At 72.7% G+C, this 21,491-nt stretch carries 11 protein-coding genes; 5 read left to right on the top strand and 6 right to left on the bottom strand.

Going from position 1 to position 21,491, the window contains the following annotated elements; translation table 11 throughout:
* Position 1: 1 nt before the first annotated feature.
* Entirely contained in the window at positions 2 to 979 is a 978-nt protein-coding gene (locus tag C1708_RS16100) for an alpha-ketoacid dehydrogenase subunit beta (protein WP_093764344.1), read from the top strand.
* 10 nt (positions 980 to 989) lie between these two features.
* Positions 990 to 2,435: a dihydrolipoamide acetyltransferase family protein gene (locus C1708_RS16095; RefSeq protein ID WP_106413338.1), complete on the top strand. Its 1,446-nt coding sequence runs from the start codon at positions 990 to 992 to the stop codon at positions 2,433 to 2,435.
* 114 nt (positions 2,436 to 2,549) lie between these two features.
* Here the strand turns inward: C1708_RS16095 and C1708_RS16090 are convergent, their stop codons facing one another.
* A complete protein-coding gene (locus C1708_RS16090) occupies positions 2,550 to 3,452 on the bottom strand; it encodes a D-alanyl-D-alanine carboxypeptidase family protein (RefSeq protein WP_106413337.1) in 903 nt (300 codons plus the stop codon).
* Between the two features lie 198 nt (positions 3,453 to 3,650).
* Here C1708_RS16090 and C1708_RS16085 point away from each other — a divergent pair, with 198 nt between their 5' ends.
* Positions 3,651 to 4,307 (top strand): GntR family transcriptional regulator, encoded by a 657-nt coding sequence (locus C1708_RS16085; protein ID WP_391662691.1) that lies wholly within the window; start codon positions 3,651 to 3,653, stop codon positions 4,305 to 4,307.
* Positions 4,304 to 5,635: an MFS transporter gene (locus C1708_RS16080; protein ID WP_106413335.1), complete on the top strand. Its 1,332-nt coding sequence runs from the start codon at positions 4,304 to 4,306 to the stop codon at positions 5,633 to 5,635. Before C1708_RS16085 ends, C1708_RS16080 begins: the two co-directional genes overlap by 4 nt.
* A 336-nt stretch (positions 5,636 to 5,971) precedes the next feature.
* Here C1708_RS16080 and C1708_RS16075 read toward each other — a convergent pair whose 3' ends face one another.
* Positions 5,972 to 6,796, bottom strand: coding sequence for a maleylpyruvate isomerase family mycothiol-dependent enzyme (locus C1708_RS16075; protein WP_106413334.1), 825 nt, complete (start codon positions 6,794 to 6,796; stop codon positions 5,972 to 5,974).
* Between the two features lie 219 nt (positions 6,797 to 7,015).
* Here C1708_RS16075 and C1708_RS16070 point away from each other — a divergent pair, with 219 nt between their 5' ends.
* On the top strand, positions 7,016 to 7,810 hold the full coding sequence (locus tag C1708_RS16070) for a carbon-nitrogen family hydrolase (protein ID WP_106413333.1): 795 nt from the start codon (positions 7,016 to 7,018) through the stop codon (positions 7,808 to 7,810).
* A gap of 518 nt (positions 7,811 to 8,328) precedes the next feature.
* Here the strand turns inward: C1708_RS16070 and C1708_RS16065 are convergent.
* The 4 genes from C1708_RS16065 to C1708_RS16050 form a co-directional block, all read right to left on the bottom strand.
* Entirely contained in the window at positions 8,329 to 8,778 is a 450-nt protein-coding gene (locus tag C1708_RS16065) for a flavin reductase family protein (RefSeq protein WP_241911268.1), read from the bottom strand.
* Positions 8,779 to 8,860: 82 nt separating this feature from the next.
* Complete coding sequence (locus tag C1708_RS16060) at positions 8,861 to 9,991, bottom strand: LLM class flavin-dependent oxidoreductase (protein WP_106413331.1); 1,131 nt, start codon at positions 9,989 to 9,991, stop codon at positions 8,861 to 8,863.
* Positions 9,988 to 18,114, bottom strand: coding sequence for a hybrid non-ribosomal peptide synthetase/type I polyketide synthase (locus tag C1708_RS16055; RefSeq protein WP_106413330.1), 8,127 nt, complete (start codon positions 18,112 to 18,114; stop codon positions 9,988 to 9,990). The genes C1708_RS16060 and C1708_RS16055 overlap by 4 nt, the downstream gene beginning before the upstream one ends.
* Positions 18,111 to 21,491, bottom strand: coding sequence for a type I polyketide synthase (locus tag C1708_RS16050; RefSeq protein WP_106413329.1), 3,381 nt, complete (start codon positions 21,489 to 21,491; stop codon positions 18,111 to 18,113). Before C1708_RS16050 ends, C1708_RS16055 begins: the two co-directional genes overlap by 4 nt.

The raw sequence follows: 21,491 nt of genomic DNA, 5'->3' as shown, positions 1-21,491 counted from the left end.
CATGGCTGAGAAGATGGCTCTGGCCAAGGCGATCAACGAGTCGCTGCGGCGCGCCCTGGACGCGGACCCGAAGGTCGTCGTCATGGGCGAGGACGTCGGCAAGCTCGGCGGCGTGTTCCGGGTGACGGACGGCCTGCAGAAGGACTTCGGCGAGAGCCGCGTCATCGACACCCCGCTCGCCGAGTCGGGCATCGTCGGCACCGCGATCGGCCTGGCCCTGCGCGGCTACCGCCCGGTGGTGGAGATCCAGTTCGACGGCTTCGTCTTCCCGGCGTACGACCAGATCGTCACGCAGCTCGCGAAGATGCACGCCCGCGCGCTGGGCAAGGTCAAGATGCCCGTCGTCGTGCGCATCCCCTACGGCGGCGGCATCGGGGCGGTGGAGCACCACTCCGAGTCCCCCGAGGCCCTGTTCGCGCACGTGGCCGGTCTGAAGATCGTGTCGCCGTCGAACGCGTCGGACGCGTACTGGATGATGCAGCAGGCCATCCAGAGCGACGACCCGGTGATCTTCTTCGAGCCGAAGCGGCGCTACTGGGACAAGGGCGAGGTCGACACCGAGGCGATCCCCGGCCCGCTGCACGCCGCGCGCGTGGTGCGCGAGGGCACGGACCTGACCCTCGCCGCGTACGGCCCGATGGTGAAGCTCTGCCAGGAGGTCGCCGACGCGGCGGCCGAGGAGGGCCGCAGCCTGGAGGTGCTCGACCTGCGCTCGGTCTCCCCGATCGACTTCGACGCCGTCCAGGCGTCGGTGGAGAAGACCCGCCGTCTGGTCGTCGTCCACGAGGCGCCGGTGTTCTTCGGCTCCGGCGCGGAGATCGCCGCCCGGATCACGGAGCGCTGCTTCTACCACCTGGAGGCCCCGGTGCTGAGGGTCGGCGGCTACCACGCCCCGTACCCGCCGGCCCGTCTGGAGGAGTCCTACCTCCCGGACCTGGACCGGGTGCTCGATGCCGTCGACCGCTCGCTGGCGTACTGAGGAGAGGGTCGTGACGACGATGACGAACGCGTCCGTACGCGAGTTCAAGATGCCGGACGTGGGCGAGGGCCTCACCGAGGCCGAGATCCTCAAGTGGTACGTCCAGCCCGGTGACACCGTCACCGACGGCCAGGTGGTCTGCGAGGTGGAGACGGCGAAGGCCGCCGTCGAGCTGCCCATCCCCTACGACGGCGTGGTCCGCGCCCTGCACTTCCCCGAGGGCACCACGGTCGACGTGGGCACGTCCATCATCGCGGTGGAGGTGGCGGGCGCGGCCCCGGCGCGGGAGGAGGCCCCCGCGGCCCCCGCCCCCGCCCCCGAGCCGGAGGAGCCCGCCGGGCCCGCGGCCCGCCAGCCGGTGCTGGTCGGCTACGGCGTCGCCACCTCCTCCACCCGCCGCCGCCCGCGCAAGCAGGCGCAGGACACCGCGGCCCACCAGGCCGCGCCCGCGGTCCAGGCCGAACTGAACGGCCACAGTGCCGCCCCGGCGGCTCCGGCCGCCCCGGCGGCCCCCGCGCAGCGACCGCTGGCGAAGCCGCCGGTGCGCAAGCTGGCCAAGGACCTGGGCGTCGACCTGGCGACGGTCACCCCGACCGGCCCCGACGGCGTCGTCACCCGCGAGGACGTCCACGCGGCCGTCGCCGCGGCCCAGGCGCGGCAGCAGCCGGCCGCCCCCGCCGCCCAGCCGTCCGCCCCGTCCGCCCCGGCCGCCGCCGCGCCCGACCGGCCCGTGGCCCCGGCGTCGTACGACTCCGCCCGCGAGACGCGGATCCCCGTCAAGGGCGTCCGCAAGGCGACGGCGGCGGCGATGGTCGGCTCGGCGTTCACCGCGCCGCACGTCACGGAGTTCGTGACGGTCGACGTGACCCGCACGATGAAGCTGGTCGAGGAGCTGAAGCAGGACAAGGAGTTCGCGGGCCTGCGGGTGAACCCCTTGCTGCTGATCGCGAAGGCCCTGCTGGTCGCGATCCGGCGCAACCCCGACATCAACGCCTCCTGGGACGAGGCGGCGCAGGAGATCGTGGTCAAGCACTACGTGAACCTGGGCATCGCGGCGGCCACCCCGCGCGGCCTGATCGTGCCGAACATCAAGGACGCCCACGCCAAGACGCTGCCCGAACTGGCCGCGTCCCTGGGTGAACTGGTGTCCACGGCCCGGGAGGGCAAGACCTCCCCGTCCGCCATGCAGGGCGGCACGGTCACGATCACCAACGTCGGCGTCTTCGGCGTCGACACGGGCACGCCCATCCTCAACCCGGGCGAGTCCGCGATCCTCGCGGTCGGCGCGATCAAGCCCCAGCCGTGGGTCCACAAGGGCAAGGTCAAGCCCCGCCAGGTCACCACCCTGGCCCTCTCCTTCGACCATCGCCTGGTCGACGGCGAGCTCGGCTCCAAGGTCCTCGCCGACGTGGCGGCGGTCCTGGAGCAGCCGAAGCGGCTGATCACCTGGGCCTGACGGCCGGCGGACACGGCGGAGGGGCGCCGCACACGACTGACGTGTGCGGCGCCCCTCCTCATGTCCGGGAATCCGGGAAACCCGGAATCCGGGGATCCGGGTGGACCAGGCGGATCAGAGCTTGCTGAACGCGTAGTTCATGAGGGCCTTCGCGTCCTTCTCGCGCTGGGCGGCGGAGGAGGAGGCGAGGACGGTGCCGACGACCGTCTTGCCGTTGCGGGTCGCGGCGAAGACCAGGCAGTACTTGGCCGTGGGGCCCGAGCCGGTCTTGACGCCGAGGGTGCCGCTGTAGCTGTTCAGCAGGGTGTTGGTGTTGACCCACGGCGCCATGGTGCGGGTGCCGCCCGTCTTGGTCTTCGTCTTCGCCGTGTACTTCTTCGTCTTGACGATCGAGCGGAAGGTCGCGTTCTTCATCGCGCTGCTCGCGATCTTCGTCAGGTCGCGCGGCGTGGAGTAGTTCTTGCCGTTGCCGATGCCGTCGAACGAGTCAAAGTGGGTGTTCTTCAGGCCCAGCTTCTTCGCGTCGGCGTTCATCTTGCCGATGAACGACTTCACGCGGGCCGCGCGGGTCGTGCCGGTGCCGAACTTGTCGGCCAGCGCGTACGCGGCGTCGCAGCCGGACGGCAGCATCAGCCCGTACAGCAGCTGGCGGACGGTGACCTTGTCGCCGACGATCAGCCGCGCGGACGAGGCGTTCTTCGACACGATGTAGTCGCTGTACGCCTTCTGGATGGTGACCGTGGAGTTCAGGTTCAGGTTCTTCTGGGAGAGCACGACCTTCGCGGTCATGATCTTGGTGGTGGAACCGGTCGCGCGGCGGGTGTCCCCGAGCTTCGTGTACAGCGTCTTGCCGTTCGCGTTGTTGCTCACGAAGCCGCCCTTGGCGACGACGGACGGAACGGGAGCGGCGGCCTGCGCCGGTGCCGCGTAGAGCGCTCCGGAGGCGAGCACGGCGCCGGTGGTCACGACGACGCAGGTGGCTCTGCGGAGACGGATGCCCTGGATGCCGATATTCAAGTCAGATACCCCGATTTACCGTGTATGGCCGTGCTGCTCGGCCTGGTTGAGGAGCGGCCGCACGGAAGAGGCCGCATGTGTCTGACGCGTACACCGAAGGAATGGTTGTACGGGAGAAGGCCGCTTCTTTCCGGTGGATGCCGTTCCGCATCGTGGACGGACACTTCCATGCGTACGTGTTGTATCTATGCTGTCCGCATGAGTGTGTCCGCCCCCGTGAAACGTCCCCCCGCCGCCGACCGCGTCTATGCCCATGTCAAGCAGGGCGTCCTGGAGCGCACGTACGAGGGCGGGACGCTGCTCACGGAGGGCGAACTGGCCGAGGCCGTGGGCGTCTCCCGCACGCCCGTGCGCGAGGCCCTGCTGCGGCTCGAGGCCGAAGGGCTGATCAGGCTCTACCCGAAGAAGGGCGCGCTCGTGCTGCCGGTCTCCGCGCAGGAGATCGCCGACGTCGTCGAGACGCGGTTGCTCGTCGAGGAGCACGCGGCGCGCAAGGCGGTGCCCGCGCCCCCCGGACTCATCGAGCGCCTGGAGGAACTGCTCGCGCGCCAGAAGGAGGAGGCGGCCGCCGGCGACTTCGCCGCGGCCTCCGTCACCGACCGCTGCTTCCACGCCGAGATCGTCCGCAGCGGCGGCAACGAGATCCTCTCCCGCCTCTACGACCAGCTGCGCGACCGTCAGCTGCGCATGGGCCAGGCCGTGATGCACTCCCACCCCGACCGCATCGCCAAGACCCTCGCCGAGCACGAGGAGATCCTGCGGGCGCTGCGCTCCGGTGACGCGGAGGCGGCCGTGGAGATCGTCCACGGACACGTCGGCTGGTTCTCCCACCTGGCCCGGGGAGAGGTGCGATGAGCGGCGCCTCCCCGCGCGGCGCCGGCACGCTGCCCGGCGGTCCTCCCCCGCAGGGGGCGCCTCCGGGCGGGCGGCGCGCGCTCGCCGTCTGGGGGATCGGCGTCTCCGTCTACTTCGTCGCCGTCATCTTCCGCACGTCCCTGGGGGTGGCCGGCCTCGACGCGGCCGACCGGTTCGACGTGGGCGCCTCCGCGCTGTCCACGTTCTCCATCCTCCAGCTGCTGGTCTACGCCGGCATGCAGATACCCGTCGGCCTGCTGGTGGACCGGCTCGGCACGAAGAAGGTGCTGAGCCTGGGCGCGGTGCTGTTCACGGTCGGACAGCTCGGCTTCGCCCTCTCCCCGACGTACGGCATGGCGCTCGCCTCGCGTGCGCTGCTGGGCTGCGGCGACGCGATGACCTTCATCAGCGTGCTGCGGCTGGGCTCGCGGTGGTTCCCCGCGCGGCGCGGGCCGCTGGTCGGGCAGATGGCCGGCCTCATCGGCATGGCGGGCAACCTCGTCTCCACGCTGGTCCTCGCGCGGCTGCTGCACGGCATCGGCTGGACGGCGGCGTTCGCGGGCAGCTCGCTCGCGGGTGTGGTGGTCCTCGTCCTGGTCCTGCTGTTCCTGAAGGACCACCCCGAGGGCCACGAGCCGGCGCCGGTCCCCCACCAGGGCGCCGCCTACGTCCGCCGGCAGGTCGCCGCGTCCTGGCGGGAGCCGGGGACCCGGCTGGGGCTGTGGGTGCACTTCACCACCCAGTTCCCGGCGATGGTGTTCCTGCTGCTGTGGGGGATGCCGTTCCTGGTGGAGGCGCAGGGGCTGTCCCGCGCGGTCGCCGGTGAGCTGCTCACCCTGGTGGTGCTGGCCAACATGACCGTCGGCCTCGTCTACGGCCAGGTCGTCTCCCGGCACCACGGGGCGCGGCTGCCGCTGGCGCTGGGCACGGTGGGCGCGACGGCCCTGCTGTGGGCCGTCACGCTGGCCTGGCCGGGGGACAGGGCGCCGATGTGGCTCCTGGTCGTGCTGTGCGCGGTGCTGGGGGCCTGCGGCCCGGCGTCGATGATCGGCTTCGACTTCGCCCGCCCCGCCAACCCGCCCGAGCGGCAGGGCACGGCCTCCGGCATCACCAACATGGGCGGCTTCGTCGCCTCCATGACGACCCTCTTCGCGATCGGCGTCCTGCTGGACGCCACCGGCGACGACTACGCGGTCGCCTTCTCGGCGGTCTTCGTCCTCCAGACCCTGGGCGTCACCCAGATCCTCCGCCTCCGCGGGCGCGCGGCCCGCCGCGAACGGGAACGGCTGGTCGCCAGCAAGGTGTCCACGGTCCACGTCCCGGTCTGACGGCCGCGGCGGCGGCGGCCGGACCGGCCGGGACGGGCACGGACCCGGGACGCCGCCGGCGGTGTCAGGAGTCGCCGCTCGTGCGCCCGCCCGGCGGTTCCCGCTCGGCCGGTGCCCCGGTGCCGGACGGACGCCGAGCCCGTGCGGTGCCGAGCCCGCGCGGCGCCGGGGCCGGCCCCGCGGTGAGCGGGTGCCGTCCCGGCCGGGGTTTCGTGCGCCGGCCGGAGCGGGAGCGCGCCTACGGTGTCCCTCGCGGGGTCGCAGTCCTGCCGTGAGCGGGCGCCGTCCCGGCCGGCGTCCCGTGCGCCGGACGGGGCGAGGGGCCCGGGCCCTCGGTCAAGGCGTCACCGCGAAGTGGCGGAGGATCGCCGCGGCCAGGTCCTGGTCGCCCTCCGTCTTCACGCGGTCCGCGACCGCCTCCGCCGTCACGCGGCCGCAGGCCAGGCGGAGGTAGGTCTCCCAGTCGAGGGCGAGGGTGGCGGCCGGGCCGAGGGCCGGGGCGGTCTCCAGGGTGCCGCGGCCCTGGATGTCGACGCGGACCGTGCGCAGGAACTCCACCGGGCCGTGCACGTCGACGACCACCGCACAGCTGCGCGGCGCCTGCGCCAGTTCGGCGACGACCCGCGGCAGCTCGTCGAGCAGGACGTCGCGGGCGACGTGGGCGCCGGGGGAGTCGAGGTTGCCGGGGCGGCCGAGGGCGGTGCGCAGGTCCTGCTCGTGCACCCACACGTCGAAGGCGTGCCGGCGCATCGACTCCTCCAGCGTCAGCTCCGTGCCCAGCGGCCCGCGCACCTTGGTGCCGGGGTCACGGGACTCGTTCCGCAGCTGGCGGTTGCGCCGGATGATCATCAGCTCCAGCTCGGAGGTCATCTCCGGCGCCGTGTGGTGGCGGCGCACGTCGACCTGCATCTCCATGTACCGCTGGTGGTCGTTGGTGACGTGGAACAGGTCGCGCGGCAGCGTGTGGATCGGCCGGGGGTCGCCGTACATCTCCGAGTCGAGGCCGATGACGTGGGAGACCACGTCACGGACCGACCAGCCCGGGCAGGGTGTGCGCCGGTTCCAGTCGGCTTCCGGCAGCGGCTGCACCAGCTCGGATATCGCCTCGATGGAGTGGGACCAGGCGTCGGCGTAGGGCTGGAGGGCGGGATGCAGACTCACGGAACGGGACCCCTCGGCGGTCGGTACACGGGCAGGTTGTGGCGGCGGTGCCAGTGGGCGGTGGCTGCACTTCGTGGGTGTCTCGGGTCTCCCCCGGTTCTCGGCTTCGCTCGAACCGGCGGGACCCCCAAGTTACGCTGCTGACAGGCACCCCGGCAGTGCTTTCGTGTGACGATCGTAGGCCCGTGGACACGGGTCGAATGCCAGGACGGTGGTAGTGTGCGCGCTTCCTTGCTCCAAGTCGCCGTGAACGAGGACGAACCGGTCGAATCGCGTCGGCGCCGGGTGGCCGCGCTGGTGCGTGATCAGGCCGGAGCGGATCTCGTCGTCCTCCCCGAGCTGTGGACCACGGGCGCCTTCGCCTACGAGGGGTTCGGCACCGGGGCGGAACCGCTGGAGGGGCCGACGCACGAGGCGATGGCCAAGGCGGCGAGCGAGGCGGGCGTGTGGCTGCACGCGGGGTCCGTCCCGGAGCGGGACCCCGACGGCACCCTCTACAACACCTCCCTGGTCTTCTCCCCCTCCGGTGAACTCGCCGCCTCCTACCGGAAGATCCACCGCTTCGGTTTCGACAAGGGCGAGGCCGTGCTGATGGGGGCGGGCGAGGACCTGGTGACGGTCCGTCTGCCGGACACCGTCGTGGGCGTGGCGACCTGCTACGACCTGCGCTTCCCCGAACTCTTCCGCGGCCTGGTCGACGCCGGCGCGGAGACCTTCGTCGTCCCGGCGGGCTGGCCCGAACGGCGCCGCGCGCACTGGACGCTGCTGGCGCGGGCGCGCGCGGTGGAGAACCAGGCGTTCGTCCTCGCGTGCGGAACGGCCGGGACGCACGCGGGAGTTCCCCAGGCGGGTCACTCGGTCGTGGTGGACCCGTGGGGCGAGGTCCTCGCCGAGGCGGGCCCCGGCGAGGAGGTCCTGACGGTCGACTTCGACCCGGCGACGGTGGCGGGCACCCGGGACCGCTTCCCGGCCCTCAAGGACCGCGTCCTGGGCCTGGAGCGCCCCCGCCGCTGACCCGTGGGGGCAGGTGCACCGGCGGAATGCGCCGGGCAGCACCTGTGCGGTCCCCCAAGGACCGTTCCCCGGGCCGAGGGTGATCGTCGCCGCGCCGGTGAACCCCTGTCGCAGGCCGAGCGGGCAGGCTCGCCGGGTCACGTACGCCGAGGTGTCCGCGGACCGGACAGCCCTGGTCGGGTCGGGTCGGGCGCGGCGGGGGCGCGGCGCCCCCACGACCTCGTCGCCGGCTCCTCGGAAGGAGGCGTCGCCGGCTCCGCGACGTGCCGGCGTTCCTGGTGAGTGCCGGAGCCGCACGGGGCAAGCCGCACGGAGTGCAGGTGCCGCCCGTGCCCCGGCCGGGCCCCTCGGATGGGAGTGAGCCCGGCCGGAGATCAGCGGCGTCATGGCCACCGAGTCGTCATCGGCGACCGGCCCCCTCCGTCAGCGGGTCCCGTCCGACGGAGGGGTACGCCTTCCGGTTCGAGGTGCGGCTGCGCACCGGACCGGAGGTTGTGAGGGAGGGATCCACCAGCCGTTCACAGAGGTGTCCGGAAGTCGCGCCGGTACCACACCAGAGCTGATGCCGCCGTCCCCTGCCTGCGCATTTCGGAAAGTTCCCCGATCAGCAGCGTGTGGTCGCCGACAGGTATGCGACTGGTCACGACGCACCGCAGAGCGACCGCGATGTCAGCGAGGTACGGCACGGTCGAGCCGGACCAGTCCGCCAGGCGCACACCGGAGAACCGGTCCACCCCGCTGGTGGCGAAGGTCCGGGCCAGATCCCGATGGTCGCTCCCGAGGATGTTGATGCTGAATTCGGTGACCTCGGACAGCGCCTCGAAACAGCTGGACGTATGCGATATCCCCACCAGCACGAGCGGGGGATCCAGCGATACGGACGTCACGGAACTGGCGGTGAACCCCCACAGACGCCCGTCCGCGTCCCGTGCCGTGATGATGGTCAGCGGAGCCGCGAGGAACGACATCGCCTCGCGGAACTCCGTACTGCCGAGAGCCGGCGGACTGTCTCCGACTTGTGTGCTCACCATGCGCACCTCCCGCTGAGAGCTATCGGCCGGCCGAGGACTGCCGGGCGGCCTCGCGCGCCTGGGCCGCGAAGTCGTCCTTCTGCTCCGCGACCCATTGCTGCGACGCGCGCCGGCTCTCCAGCGCACCGGTGAAGTGCGGAGCCACGTAGCGGGCGAGCAGTTCATAGCTGCGCTTGGTCTGCTCCCGCGTGGCCCAGTCCTGGGTGTTGACCAGCAGGGTCCCGAACCCCCCGCTCTCGTCGAGCATGCGCTGGATCGCCGCTACGGCGTCGTCGACCGAGCCGATGATGGCGGTCCGCGTCTCGACCGCCACCTCGGCCTCGCGCCCCTCGGGCAGCTTCGCCTGAGCGCCCACCGTGTCCCTGACGTATTCCCGGAACCACCGGGCCATGCCGTCCTGGACCTGGTTCAGGGCCTCCTCCCGTGTCTCCGCGATGTGCACGCAGATGGCGACCCGCCACTTCGACCGGTCCACGGTCTTGCCGTGCTTGGCCGCTTCGTCCTCCGCCGCCGCCCACAGCTGCGCCAGCGGCGGCTCCTCCATGCCGGGCCGTCCGGCGAAGGTCAGCGAGTCCAGGCCGTACCGGCCCGCCAGGCGCATGCCCCGCTCCGAGCCCGCGCCGGCCACCGCCATGTCGAAACACGGCTTGGTGCAGGGCTTCAGGTGCAGGCGCGCGTCCCGCAGCTCGAACCAGTCCGTCTTGACCGTCACCGGCTCGTCCCCGTGCAGCAGCCGCACCAGGGCGTCGAGCGACTCGGCCATCATCCGCCGCTGGTCGCCTGCGGCGATGCCCATCATGTGGGCGTCCGCCGGCGAGACCCCGGCGCCCATGCCGAACATGGCACGCCCCCGGCTCTGGTGGTCCAGTTGCACGATGCGGTTGGCGGTGGTGAGGGGGTGGTGGTACGGCAGGCTGACGACACCGGTGCCCAGCTTGATCCGGCGGGTCCGTTCGGCCGCGGCGGCCAGAAAGAGTTCCGGTGAGCTGACGGTGGACCAGCCGCCGGAGTGGTGCTCACCCACCCAGGCCTCGTCTATGCCGAGCACGTCCAGCCAGTCGATGAGGTCCAGGTCACGCCAGAAGGCGGTGGTGGGATCCTCGTCGAGCGAATGGAAAGGCGGGATGAAAGCGCCGAAGCGGAGAGTCATCGCTGGCTTCCTTCGTTGTCGTGTCGTGACTGCGGGCGGGAGTCGTCGAGCCAGGTGGTCAGCTCGTCCGCCAGGCGGCGCAGCTGAGGTTGCTGCATGACGGTGTAGTGGTCGCCGGGCAGGTCGACGACCTGCGTGTCGTTCCGGAAGCGGGCCTGCCAAGCGGCCACCACCGCGTCCGGGGCGCCTTCCCGCGCCCGGAAGAAGCGGACCGGTCCCGCGTAGGGCTGCGGTTCGTAGGACAGCAGGGCCCGGAAGTTGCGTGCGAACCGGTCGAAGATGGCGCCAAGGGTCCCGGCGTCCAGGTCGGGCGGCAGCACCGATCGCCGGCGGGCCTCGGTGTGGAGCACGCCCAGCGCGTCGGGGAGAGCCCCGGCCCCCCGGAACGTGTCCGGCTCGGGCTCCCAGGAATCGCCGGCGAGACCGGCGAGGTCACGGGCGAACCAGGACAGCAGGACGGCGTCGTCCACGTGCGTGGCGTCCGCCGGACCCGGCGGCTCCAGCAGGTCGATGACCGCGAGGCTCTCCACGGTGCGCCCGGCCCGGGTGAGCTGCTGGGCGATCTCCAGGGCCACCACGCCGCCCATGGACCAGCCGCCCAGTCGCAGAGGTCCGTCGGGGCTTGCCGCCGTGATGGCCCCGGCGTAGTGGGCGGCCAGCTCGGCGACCGTCGTCAGCCCGGGGCCGTCCGGCACCTGGAGGGCGTAGAACGGCTGCTCCTCGCCGAGCGACGACGCGAGTTCGGCGTAGCAGAGCACGTCGCCGCCCACGGGGTGCACGAAGAACAGCGGGGGCCTGCTGCCCTCGGCGCGGACCGGGACGAGCGCCGTGCGCTTCAGGCCGCTGCCGGCGTCCCGGACGGCCTCCGCGAGCGAGGCGATCGTCGGCTGCGCGAACAGGGTGGACAGGGGCAGCGAGCAGTCCAGGCGCGCGCTTATCCCGGCCATGAGACGGACGGCGAGCAGCGAATTACCGCCGAGCGCGAAGAAGTCGGTGTGCACGCCGACATGGGCGTCGGGGAAGAACTCGGCCCAGATCGCGGCGAGTTCTTCCTCGACCTCGTCGCGAGGAGCGACCACGGCGCCCTCGTCGTCCGCATGGGTGCCGGGCACCGGCAGTGCCGTCCGGTCGACCTTGCCGTTGGCGGTCAGAGGCAGCGCGTCCAGCAGGAGGACGTGGTGCGGAACCATGTACGCGGGCAGCGTCTTGCCCAGTGCCTCGCGCAGCCTCTCGGGCGCGCCCGCGGGGTCGTACCCCTCGTCCAGCACGGCGTACGCGACGAGCTGCTTGGCCCCCTGCCTCTCGCCCACGGCGGACACCACCGAGGCCCGCACGTCGGCGCACTGCGCGAGGGCCGCCTCGATCTCGCCCAGCTCGATCCGGTAGCCCTGGACCTTCACCTGGAAGTCCTCGCGGCCCAGGAACTCGATGGTCCCGTCGGGCAGGTAGCGGCCGAGGTCACCGGTCCGGTAGAGCCGTTCCCCGGTGGACGGGTGGCGCAGGAAGGCGGCCCGGGTCCTGGCCTCGTCATCGAGGTAGCCGCGGGCGAGTCCGGCGCCGCCGATGTAGAGCTGGCCGGGCACCCACACGGGGCAGGGCTGCATCGCGTCGTTCAGCACGTGGAACTGCTGGCTGCGCATCGGCGTGCCGTACGGGACGCTCGCCCAGTCGGGATCGACGTCGCCGATGGGGTGGAGGATCGACCAGATCGACGCCTCGGTGGCTCCGCCCAGGCTCCACACGGCCGCGTCGGGCACCAGGGCCCGGATGCGGCCGGGGAGGGTGATCGGGATCCAGTCGCCGCTCATCATCACCGTCCGCAGCGGGAGGGCGCCGGCCAGGCCCTCGCCGAGGGCGTGTTCGGTGAACATCTCCATCAGCGTGGGCACGCTGTTCCACAGCGTGACGCCGTGCTCGGTGACGAGTTCCGCCCAGCGCGCCGGTTCCCGCTGCGCGCCCGGCTCCGGCAGCACGATCGCGCCGCCGGCGGCCAGGACGCCGAAGACGTCGTAGACGGAGAGGTCGAAGTTGAGCGCGGACAGGGCGAGCACCCGGTCGTCCTCGGTGACGCCGAAGCGCTCGTTGATGTCGAGGCAGGTGTTCAGGGCACCGGTGTGCTCGATCATCACGCCCTTCGGCGTGCCGGTGGACCCGGAGGTGAAGATGACGTACGCCAGGTCGTCGGGGCGGGCCGGGGACGGCGTCAGCGGTGCGGCGTCCAGCGCTTCGGCCGTGGTCCCGTCGACGCCGAGCCGCACGGTGCCGTCCGGCCAGGCGATGCGCTCCTCCACCCGGTCCTGTGTCAGTACGAGGGAGATGCCGGCCTTCTCCATGAGCAGCCGCAGCCGTTCGGACGGGACCGTCGCGTCGATGGGCACGTAGGCCGCTCCGGACTTCAGCACGCCGATCGTCGCGGCGACCTGCTCCCAGCCCTTCTCCATCACGACGCCGACCAGGCTGCCCGGCAGTGCTCCGTGTTCGCGCAGCCAGCGGCCCAGCCGGTTGGTGTGGGCGTCGAGTTCGCCGTACGTCAGGGTGCGGTCCGCCGCGATGACCGCGGTGCGGTCGGGGTGCGCCGCGGCACGCTCCGTGAACGGCTCGTGCAGCAGCCCGGCGGGCAGCGGCGCGGCTGTGGCGTTGACCTCGCGGCGCACGGCCAGGTCGGCGTCCGGCACCAGGACCGGGGCGGGGCGGTCCCAGGCCTGCGGGTCGTGACAGAGGCCGCGCAGGAGGTCCACGTAGGCCGCGAACATCGCGTCGATCATTCCTTCGGGGAAGATCTCCTCGACGACGTCCCAGTTCACCATCAGGGCGCCCGCGTCCTCGACGACCTGGTGGTCCAGCCACACCTGCGGGGTGCGGATGGAGGTGGAGACCTCACGGCCTGCGCTCCCGAGCGCGGTCAGGTGCTGCGCGAGGCCGGTGGCCGCCGCGGAGTCCTCCTTGGCGGCGAAGTTGACCGTGCTGGCGAAGACCACGGGCATGGAGGCCCGGCCGCCTCCGCCGCGGACCCGGTGCAGTTCGCGCAGCACCTCGACGCCGCTGACGTGGCTGTGCTCCAGGTCGTTCCACAACTGCTTCTGGATGCGGCCGGCGCGCACGGCGAAGCCGTCCAGGGCCGAACTGTCGATCTCCAGCAGGGTGGTGGCGCTGAAGTTGCCGACCACCTTGCCGACGTCCGGGTGCAACGGCAGCCGGTTGAAGAACAGCAGGTTGAGGGTGAACCGGCTGGACTTGCTCCATGCGGCCAGCACCTGGGCGTAGGCGGTGCACAGGGCCGCCGAGGGCGTGACGCCGAGGGCGGCCGCCCGCTGCTTGAACCGGGCCCAGTCCTCGGCCTCGACACGGTGCGAGCGGTGAGTGAACACGGGCCGGTCGAGCGAGGCGGGGTTCTCGGCGAGCGGCAGCTCCGGCGCAGGCGGCAGCGAGTCGATGCGCCCGCGCCAGTACTCCAGCGAGGCGGTGTGCAGGGGGGTGCCCTCGATGGAGCGGGCGGTGACGACGTAGTCCCGGTAGGTCAGGGGCAGTTCGGGAAGCGAGGCCGCTTCGCCGCGGTACGCCGCCGCCCACTCGCTGAACAGCAGGGACGTGCTCCACGCATCGATGATCAGGGCGTCCAGGCCGATGTGCAGGCGGGTGCGCCGCTCGTCGAGCAGCGTGGCCCGCACGTCGAACAGCGGCCAGCGCGTGGTGTCGAAGACCTGGTCGCGCACCTCCTCGTGGAGGTCCCGCAGCAGCCGGTCCCGCTCGTCCTCGTCGCACGCGCGCAGATCCGTGGTCCGGATCTCGTACGGCGGGACATCGGCGACCACCCGCTGGTGGCCGTCCTCGGTCATGACGGCCCGCAGCATGTCGTGGCGCGCGATCATCAGCCGCAGCGACTCGGTCAGACGGGTGAGGTCCACGTCCTCCACGTCGACCTCGATGAAGAAGTACGTCGAGACGTTGCCGAGTTCGAAGGCGCTGGACCGGCCCACCAGGTAGGCCTGCTGGAGGTCGGTCAGCGGGAACGGCTCATGGCGTGCCCGCGCGTCGGGCAGGAGGACCGGCAGGGCGCCGCCTTCCGCCCGGGACGCACCGGCCGTGCCGGGCTCCTCGCCGGCGTCGTCGGCCCCGAGCAGGCCGAGGATCTCCGTCCCGAGCGTGTGCACGCTGCGACCGTCGAGGAAGATCACGAGAGGCAGGGACACGCCGAGCCGGCCGGCGAGGGCCTCCTTGACCTCCAGGGCCATGAGCGAGTCCAGGCCGAGGTTCTGCAGCGGCTCGTGGACGTCCAGGCCGGCCCGGTCGCTGCCGAGGGCCGTGGCCACGGTGCGCGCCAGGAGGTCCCGTACGGCGTCGGGGTCGCGCGGCGCCGGGGCCGCGTCGTCGGGCCGCGCGGCGACGGCCCGACGGGTGACGTCCGCGTCCTGCGGCTCCGCGCGCAGCAGCCGCTCGCGTCCGGCCCGTCGCAGGCACACCCCGTCCGCCTCGACCAGGGTTCGTCCCCGGTCGTCGTACAGCCGCACCTCGGCCAGCAGCATCGTGGCCGGGTCGGGGGACGGAAGCAGCCGCACCCCGCAGTGGGTCGCGCCACCGCCGAGGGGACCGTGCAGCAGGAAGCGGTCGATGCCGACGAGCATGTAGGCGGCGTCCGGCGGGCTGTCCGGGGGCAGGCACGCGAACAGGGTCTGGAACAGCGCGTCGGTGAGGCCCGGGTGCAGCAGGTAGGTGCCGCTCTCCCCGGGGCGCGCCGGGCGCATCCGGGCCAGCGCCTCGCCCTCGCCCGCGTGGATGTGCTCGATCCACTGCGCGGAGGGCCCGAGGTACAGCTTCCGCCGCCACATGCCGCGGTGGAACTCGTCGCCGGAGATCTCCGTGGTGAGCCGGGCACGCAGGGCGTCGAGGTCCTCGGTCGACGCGGCCGCGGAGGACGGGCCGACCCGGCCCTGTGCGTGCAGGGTCCAGCGCGGTGCGCCCCGGTCGTCGTGGTCGCCCGGGCGGGCGGCGAAGTAACGGTAGGCGCCGCGCCCCGGGCCCGCCGTCGACTCGTCGACCAGGAGCCGCACCTCGGCGCGCTCGCCCGGGTCGAGGACCATGCTCTGCAGGACCGTGCAGTCCTCGATCAGGACCGGGCCGCCGCCGTACAGCTCCCGGCTCGCCTCGAGGGCGGTCTCCAGGTAGACCCCGATGTTGACCACCGGCAGCCCGTCCATGACGCAGTCGCCCAGGCAGGGATGCGCCTCGGCGCCGACCATGGCGGCGAACTGCGCGGTCGGAAGCGGAGAGGCGACCCGCGCGCCGAGCAGCGTACGGGACAGCCCGCCCGCAGGCGCGGTTTCGGCGGTGGCTTCGGTCCGGGCGCTGGGCCGGAACCAGTGGCGGGCCCGCTGGAAGGCGTAAGTGGGCAGTTCGGTGCGACGGCGGCCACGGCCGGCGTCGTACCGCTCCCAGTCGACGGCCACGCCCCGCGTGTAGAGGGCGCCCAGGCTGTCCAGGAGAACCTGCCAGTCGTCGCGGCGGGGGCGCAGGGACGGCAGGAACACCGGCTGCCCGTCGGTCTCCGGCTGCTCCCCCGGCCCCGCGTCGGCCGTGAGGAACCGCTTGGCCAGCCCCGTCAGCGTGGGAGCGGGTCCCACCTCGAGGAAGACGCGGTAGCCCTCCCGGTACAGCGTGGTCATGCCCTCGTGGAACCGTACGGCCTCGCGGGCGTGCTCGCGCAGGTAGCGGGCGGTGAACGCCCCCTCTCCGGTCAGGATCTCTCCGGTGAGGTTGGAGACGACGGGGATCCTGGGCGCCCGGAACGTCAGACCGGCGGCCTCGCGTTCGAACGCGTCGAGCGCGGGATCCATCAGCGGCGAGTGGAAGGCGCGCGTCACGGTCATCCGCTTGGCCCGCACCCCCTGCTCGGACAGCTCGGCGAGGACGGTGTCCAGCGCGCTCCCGCTGCCCGACAGGACGATGCTCTCCGGGCCGTTGACCGCCGCGACGGACAGCTCAGCGGCATGGCGCTCGAGCAGTGCCGCGACGCGGTCCTCGGACGCGAAAACCGTGGCCATGGCGCCCCCGTCGGTGAGGTCGTGCATGAGCCGCCCTCGCCGCGCGACGAGCCGCAGGCCGTCAGCGAGGTCGATCGCTCCCGCCACACAGGCCGCCACCAGCTCGCCGACGCTGTGACCCAGCACGGCCGCGGGCTCCACGCCCCAGGAGCGCCACAGTCGGGCGAGCGCGTACTCGACGGCGAACAGGGCCGGCTGCGTCCATGCGGTGTCGTGGACGAGTGCGGCGTCCTCGGGCGCGGGGTCGACGACGGTCATCAGCGGGCGTCCGGTCAGCGGGCGCAGCACCTCGTCGCACTCGTCGATGACCTGGCGGAACACGGGTTCCGTGGCGTAGAGGCCGCGGGCCATGCCGGGGTACTGCGATCCCTGACCGGTGAACAGGAACACGACGCGCGGGCGGGTGCCGGCCCTCGCGTGGCCCCGGTGGCTTCCGGCGGGCTGCCCGCCCTCGGCGTGCTCGGCCAGCCGCCGCCCCATCTCGGCGGCGGAGGAGGCCGACACGGCCAGCCGGTGGGCGAAGTGGGACCGGCCGGTGGCGGCGGTGAAGCAGATGTCGCCGAGTTCGGTGTCCGTCGCCGCGGCGAGCCGGTCGCGGTATCGCCCGGCGAGGGCGGTGAGCGCCTCAGGGTTCCTCGCGGACAGCGTCAGCAGGTGCGCGGTGCGCTCCGGGACGGTGATGCCGGAGCCGACTTCCGCGGGGGCCTCCTCGACGATGAGATGCGCGTTGGTCCCGCTGGCGCCGAACGAGCTGACACCGGCGATCCGGGGCGCGGCTCCGCGCGGCCAGGGCCGGCCTTCGGCCGGGATCTCGACGGCGAGGTCCTCGATGCCCGCCTCCGGGTTGACCTCGGACAAGTGGAGGTGCGGGGGGATGCGCTCGTGCTGGAGGGACAGGACGACCTTGATCAGGCCGGCGACGCCGGCGGCCGGTTCCAGGTGGCCGACGTTGGTCTTGACCGACCCCACGAGCAGCGGGCCCGCTTCCCCGCGCTCGCCGAGCACGGCGTCCAGGGCACGTAGCTCCAGCGGGTCGCCGAGAGGCGTGCCCGTGCCGTGCGCCTCGACGTAGCCGACCTGGGCCGGTTCGACGGACGCCGACTGGAGGGCCTGGCGGATCACCGCCTGTTGCGCAGCGGAGTTCGGGACGGTGATGCCGCTGCTGCGCCCGTCCTGGTTGACGGCGGAGCCCCGGATCACGGCGAGGATCCGGTCCCCGGCCGCGCGGGCGTCGGACAGCCGCTTCAGTACGACGATGCCGCAGCCCTCACTGCGTACGTAGCCGTCCGCGCTCGCGTCGAACGTCTTGCACCGGCCGTCCGCCGCGAGCATGTGCGCTTTGGAGGCGACGACGAACCACTCCGGCGCCAGCAGCACGTTCACGCCGCCGGCCAGGGCCAGGTCGGTCTCCCCCGAGCGCAGGCTCTGGCACGCCAGATGCACGCCGACCAGGGAGGAGGAGCAGGCGGTGTCGACGGACAGGCTGGGACCGTTCAGGCCGAGCCAGTACGACAGCCGGCCGGCCGCGAAGGTGGAGGCGTTCCCGGTGAGGCTGTAGGCGGTCAGGTCGGCCGGGTCGACCTGCTGCATCTGCGCCTGCAGGTAGTCGTACGTGGTGACCCCGAAGTAGACGCCGGTGTCGGAGCCCCGCAGTCCGTCGGGTGACTGTCCCGCGTGTTCGAGGGCCTCCCAGCCGACCTCCAGCAGCAGGCGCTGCTGCGGGTCGAGGGCGGCCGCCTCGCGGGGGGAGATCCCGAAGAACCCGGCGTCGAACCGGTCGACGTCGTCCAGGAACCCACCGTGCCGGGTGGACATCTTGCCGGGCGCGTCCGGGTCGGGGTCGTAGAAGCGGTCGACGTCCCAGCGCGCGGCCGGTATCTCGCCGATCCCGTCCCCGCCGCGATCCAGGAACTCCCAGAACGCCTCGGGGCTGTCGGCACCGCCCGGCATGCGGCAGGCCATACCGACGACGGCGATGGGCTCCGTCCCGGCGCTCCGCACCGCGTCGAGTTCGGCGCGCAGCCTGCGGATCTCGGTCAGGCTCTGGGCGAGGACTGCCTGGCGTTCAGGGCCGTTGCCGGTCATCGGGAACCTCCTGCGGTACGGGTCGAGGAGCGGACTTCTTCGGCCAGCAGAGCGAGGAGTTCCTCCTCGGTGAGGTCGTCGGTCGTCTCGTCCACCTGGGTCTGCGCGGGCTTCTCGGGTGGGACCGCGGGTGCCGACGCGGGCGCCCCGGCCTCCGGTGGAGCCTGCTGGGGAGCGGACGCGGCAGGCTGCCGGTCCAGGTGCCGCTCGGCGAGGCCCAGAAGATGGGCGGAGAGCTCCTCGACCGACGGGTGCTCGAACATCACGGGTGCGGGCAGCTTGCGCCCGAGTCCTGCCTCCAGCAGTACGCGGACCCGGGCGGCAAGCATCGAGTCCATGCCCATCTGGAAGAACCCGGCGCCGGGATCGACGCGTTCCGGTGCCATCTCCAGCACGTCGGCCACGGCACGGAGAACGAACGTCCGTATCACGTCGTGGCGTTCGGTCGCGGCCACGGACGCCAGCCGGTCGTTCAGCTCGCTCCGCGCGCCACCGGCCTTCGGTGACGCGGCCGGTGCCGGTGCGGGTTCCGGCGCCGGGGCGGCGGTGGGGTCAGGGCGCCGTACGCCGGCCGCGGCACGGCGTGCCGCCTCGGCGTCGCGGAACCAGAACCGCTCGTGCTGCCAGGTGTAGGCGGGCAGCGGCACGGGGCGGGTGTCGGCGGGCAGCAGCGTGTCCAGACCGGTCGCCGGCAGACCATGTGTGTGCAGGGCGCCGAGGATCTCGAGCGTGCCGTGCGTCTCGGGCGCGTCACGTCGCATCGCCGGCAGGGCGAGCCCGTCCCGTTCGCTGAACTCGAAGCCCTGTTCGACCGCGGACAGCAGCACCGGGTGCGGGCTCATCTCGACGAACACCCCGTTGTCGCGAGCGATGAGCGACTGCACGGCGTCCCAGAACAGCACCGGCTCGCGCAGGTTGCGCATCCAGTAATCGGCGTCGAAGCCCGAGCCGTCGGTCGGCTCGCCGGTGACCGTCGAAAGGACGGGGATGCGGGACGGCCGGGGCGACAGTCCGGCGAGGTCGGCGAGGAGCTCGTCGCGCAGCGGGTCCACCTGGGGGCTGTGCGAGGCGACATCGACCTTCACCGGGCGGCAGAAGACATTGCGGGCCCGCAGAGTCCCGGACAGGTCGACCAGGGTGCCCGGATCGCCCGACAGCACCGTGGAGGTGGGGCTGTTGGCGACCGCGACGGACACCTTGTCCCGGCAGTCCTCGATGAGCCGGTCCGCCTGGTCCATGGGGAGCGCCACGACCAGCATCGCGCCCTGGCAGCTGATCCGGCGGAGCAGGGCGCTGCGCCGGCAGATGACCCGGGCGGCGTCGTCCAGGGTGAGCGCCCCGGCGATGTGCGCGGCGGCCACCTCGCCCATGCTGTGGCCGACCACGGCGTCCGGTTCGACGCCGAAGGAGCGGCTGCGGGCGGTGAGGCCGACGGCGAGGGCGAACAGGGCGGGCTGGATCAGGTCGATGCGGTCGAGTGCGGCGTCGGGCTCCAGGCGCATGACGTGGTCGACGACCGAACGCCCGCCGAGGAAGGGCCGCATCGCGTCGTCGCACTCCTCGACCGCCTTGCGGAACACCGGGCAGGCGTCCAGCAGTTCCCGGCCCATGCCGGCCCGCTGGGAGCCCTGCCCCGGGTAGACGAACACGACGCCATCGGCCACGCCGCCGTTCGCCCGGCCGGTGACCACGCCGGTTGTCCCCTCCCCGTCCAGCCACCTGGTGAGCCGGTCCGCCGCCTCGTCGTGCGATCCGGCGACGACGGCCAGCCGGTGCTCGTGGCGGGTGCGGCGGGCCGTCGCCGTGTGGACGATGTCGTCGAAGCGCTGGTCGCGCCCCTTGGCGGAGCGCAGGTGGTCGCGGTAGGCGCGAGCCATGGGGGCGAGTGCTTCGCCGGTGGCCGCGGAGAGCGGCAGCAGCCAGGGGCCGTCCCCGCCCGGGGGCCGCTCGTCCGCGCGCCCGGCGTCCGCCGGTGCGGGACCGAGGATCACGTGGGCGTTGGTGCCGCCGGCGCCGAAGGAGCTGACGGCCGCGTGCCGCCGCTCGTCGGGCACGTCCCACGGACGCAGGGAGGTCGGTACGACCAGCCGGGTCCCGTCGAGGTCGATGTGCGGGTTGAGGGCCGTGAGATGCAGGTGGGGGGCGATGGCGCGGTGGTGGATGCTCAGCGCCGACCGGATCAGTCCGGCCATGCCCGCCCCGGCCTCGAGGTGGCCGATGTTCGTCTTGACCGAGCCGAGCGCGCACACGTCGCCCTCGGACGCAGGCTGTCCGTAGACGGCGCTCAGCGCCTCCACCTCGATGGGGTCGCCGAGTTCGGTGCCTGTGCCGTGCGCCTCCAGCAGCGTCACCTGGGAGGGTTCGAGGCGGGCGCTGCGCAGGGCCTGCCGGATCACGCTCTGCTGGGACAGTCCGTTGGGGGCGGTCAGCCCGTTGGTCAGGCCGTCCTGGTTGACGGCGGAGCCGCGGACCACCGCCCAGACCCGGTCGCCGTCGGCCACGGCGTCGGAGAGGCGCTTGAGGACGACCACGCCGATTCCTTCGCCGCGGGCGTAGCCGTTCGCGTCCGCGGCGAAGGTCTTGCAGCGGCCGTCGGGGGCCAGCGGCAGCCCCTTGGCGTGGGCCTCGGCCAGCCTGGGCGAAAGGATCAGGTTCAGGCCGCCGACGACGGCCGTGTCGCAGTCCCTGTTGCGCAGGCTCTGGGCGGCGAGGTGCACGGCCACGAGGGAGGAGGAGCAGGCGGTGTCCACGGTCAGGCTGGGGCCGCGCAGGTCGAGGACGTACGACAGGCGGTTGGCGATGATGCAGTTCGTGCCGCCCACCACGGTGTAGGTGTCGGCCGCGGCGCCTTCGAGTTGGAGCTGGAGGTAGTCCGTGGCGTTGGCGCCCACGAAGACGCCGGTCTGGCTGCCCTGGAGCTTCTCGCGGGTCAGCCCGGCGTCCTCCAGCGCCTCCCAGGCCACTTCGAGGAAGTGCCGTTGCTGGGGGTCCATACGGGCCGCCTCGCGCGGCGATATGCGGAAGAAGTAGGGGTCGAACCGATCGACGCCCTCGACGAAGCCGCCGTGCGACGGAGACGTCCCGTCGGACGGTCCGCCCGGCCCGTCCGCCCGGCGCAGCTCCCAGCGGTCCTCGGGCACCTCCCCGATGGTGTCGACGCCCTCGGAGAGCACCTGCCAGAAGGCGTCGGGCGAGGTCACCCCGCCCGGCAGCCGGCAGCCCATGCCGACCACGGCGATCCCTTCCCGCTTCGCCCGCTCCAGCACGTCGATCTGTCCGCGCAGCCGGCGGATGGCGGTGAGGGCCCTGGTGATGCTGCTGCCATCGGCGGCTGTGGCCGCGTCCTGGTCCGTCGGGGTCCCGGATGTGCCGCGCAT

The organism is Streptomyces sp. DH-12, assembly GCF_002899455.1.
GTDB lineage: Bacteria > Actinomycetota > Actinomycetes > Streptomycetales > Streptomycetaceae > Streptomyces.
This window is presented reverse-complemented; position numbering and strand designations above follow the sequence as displayed.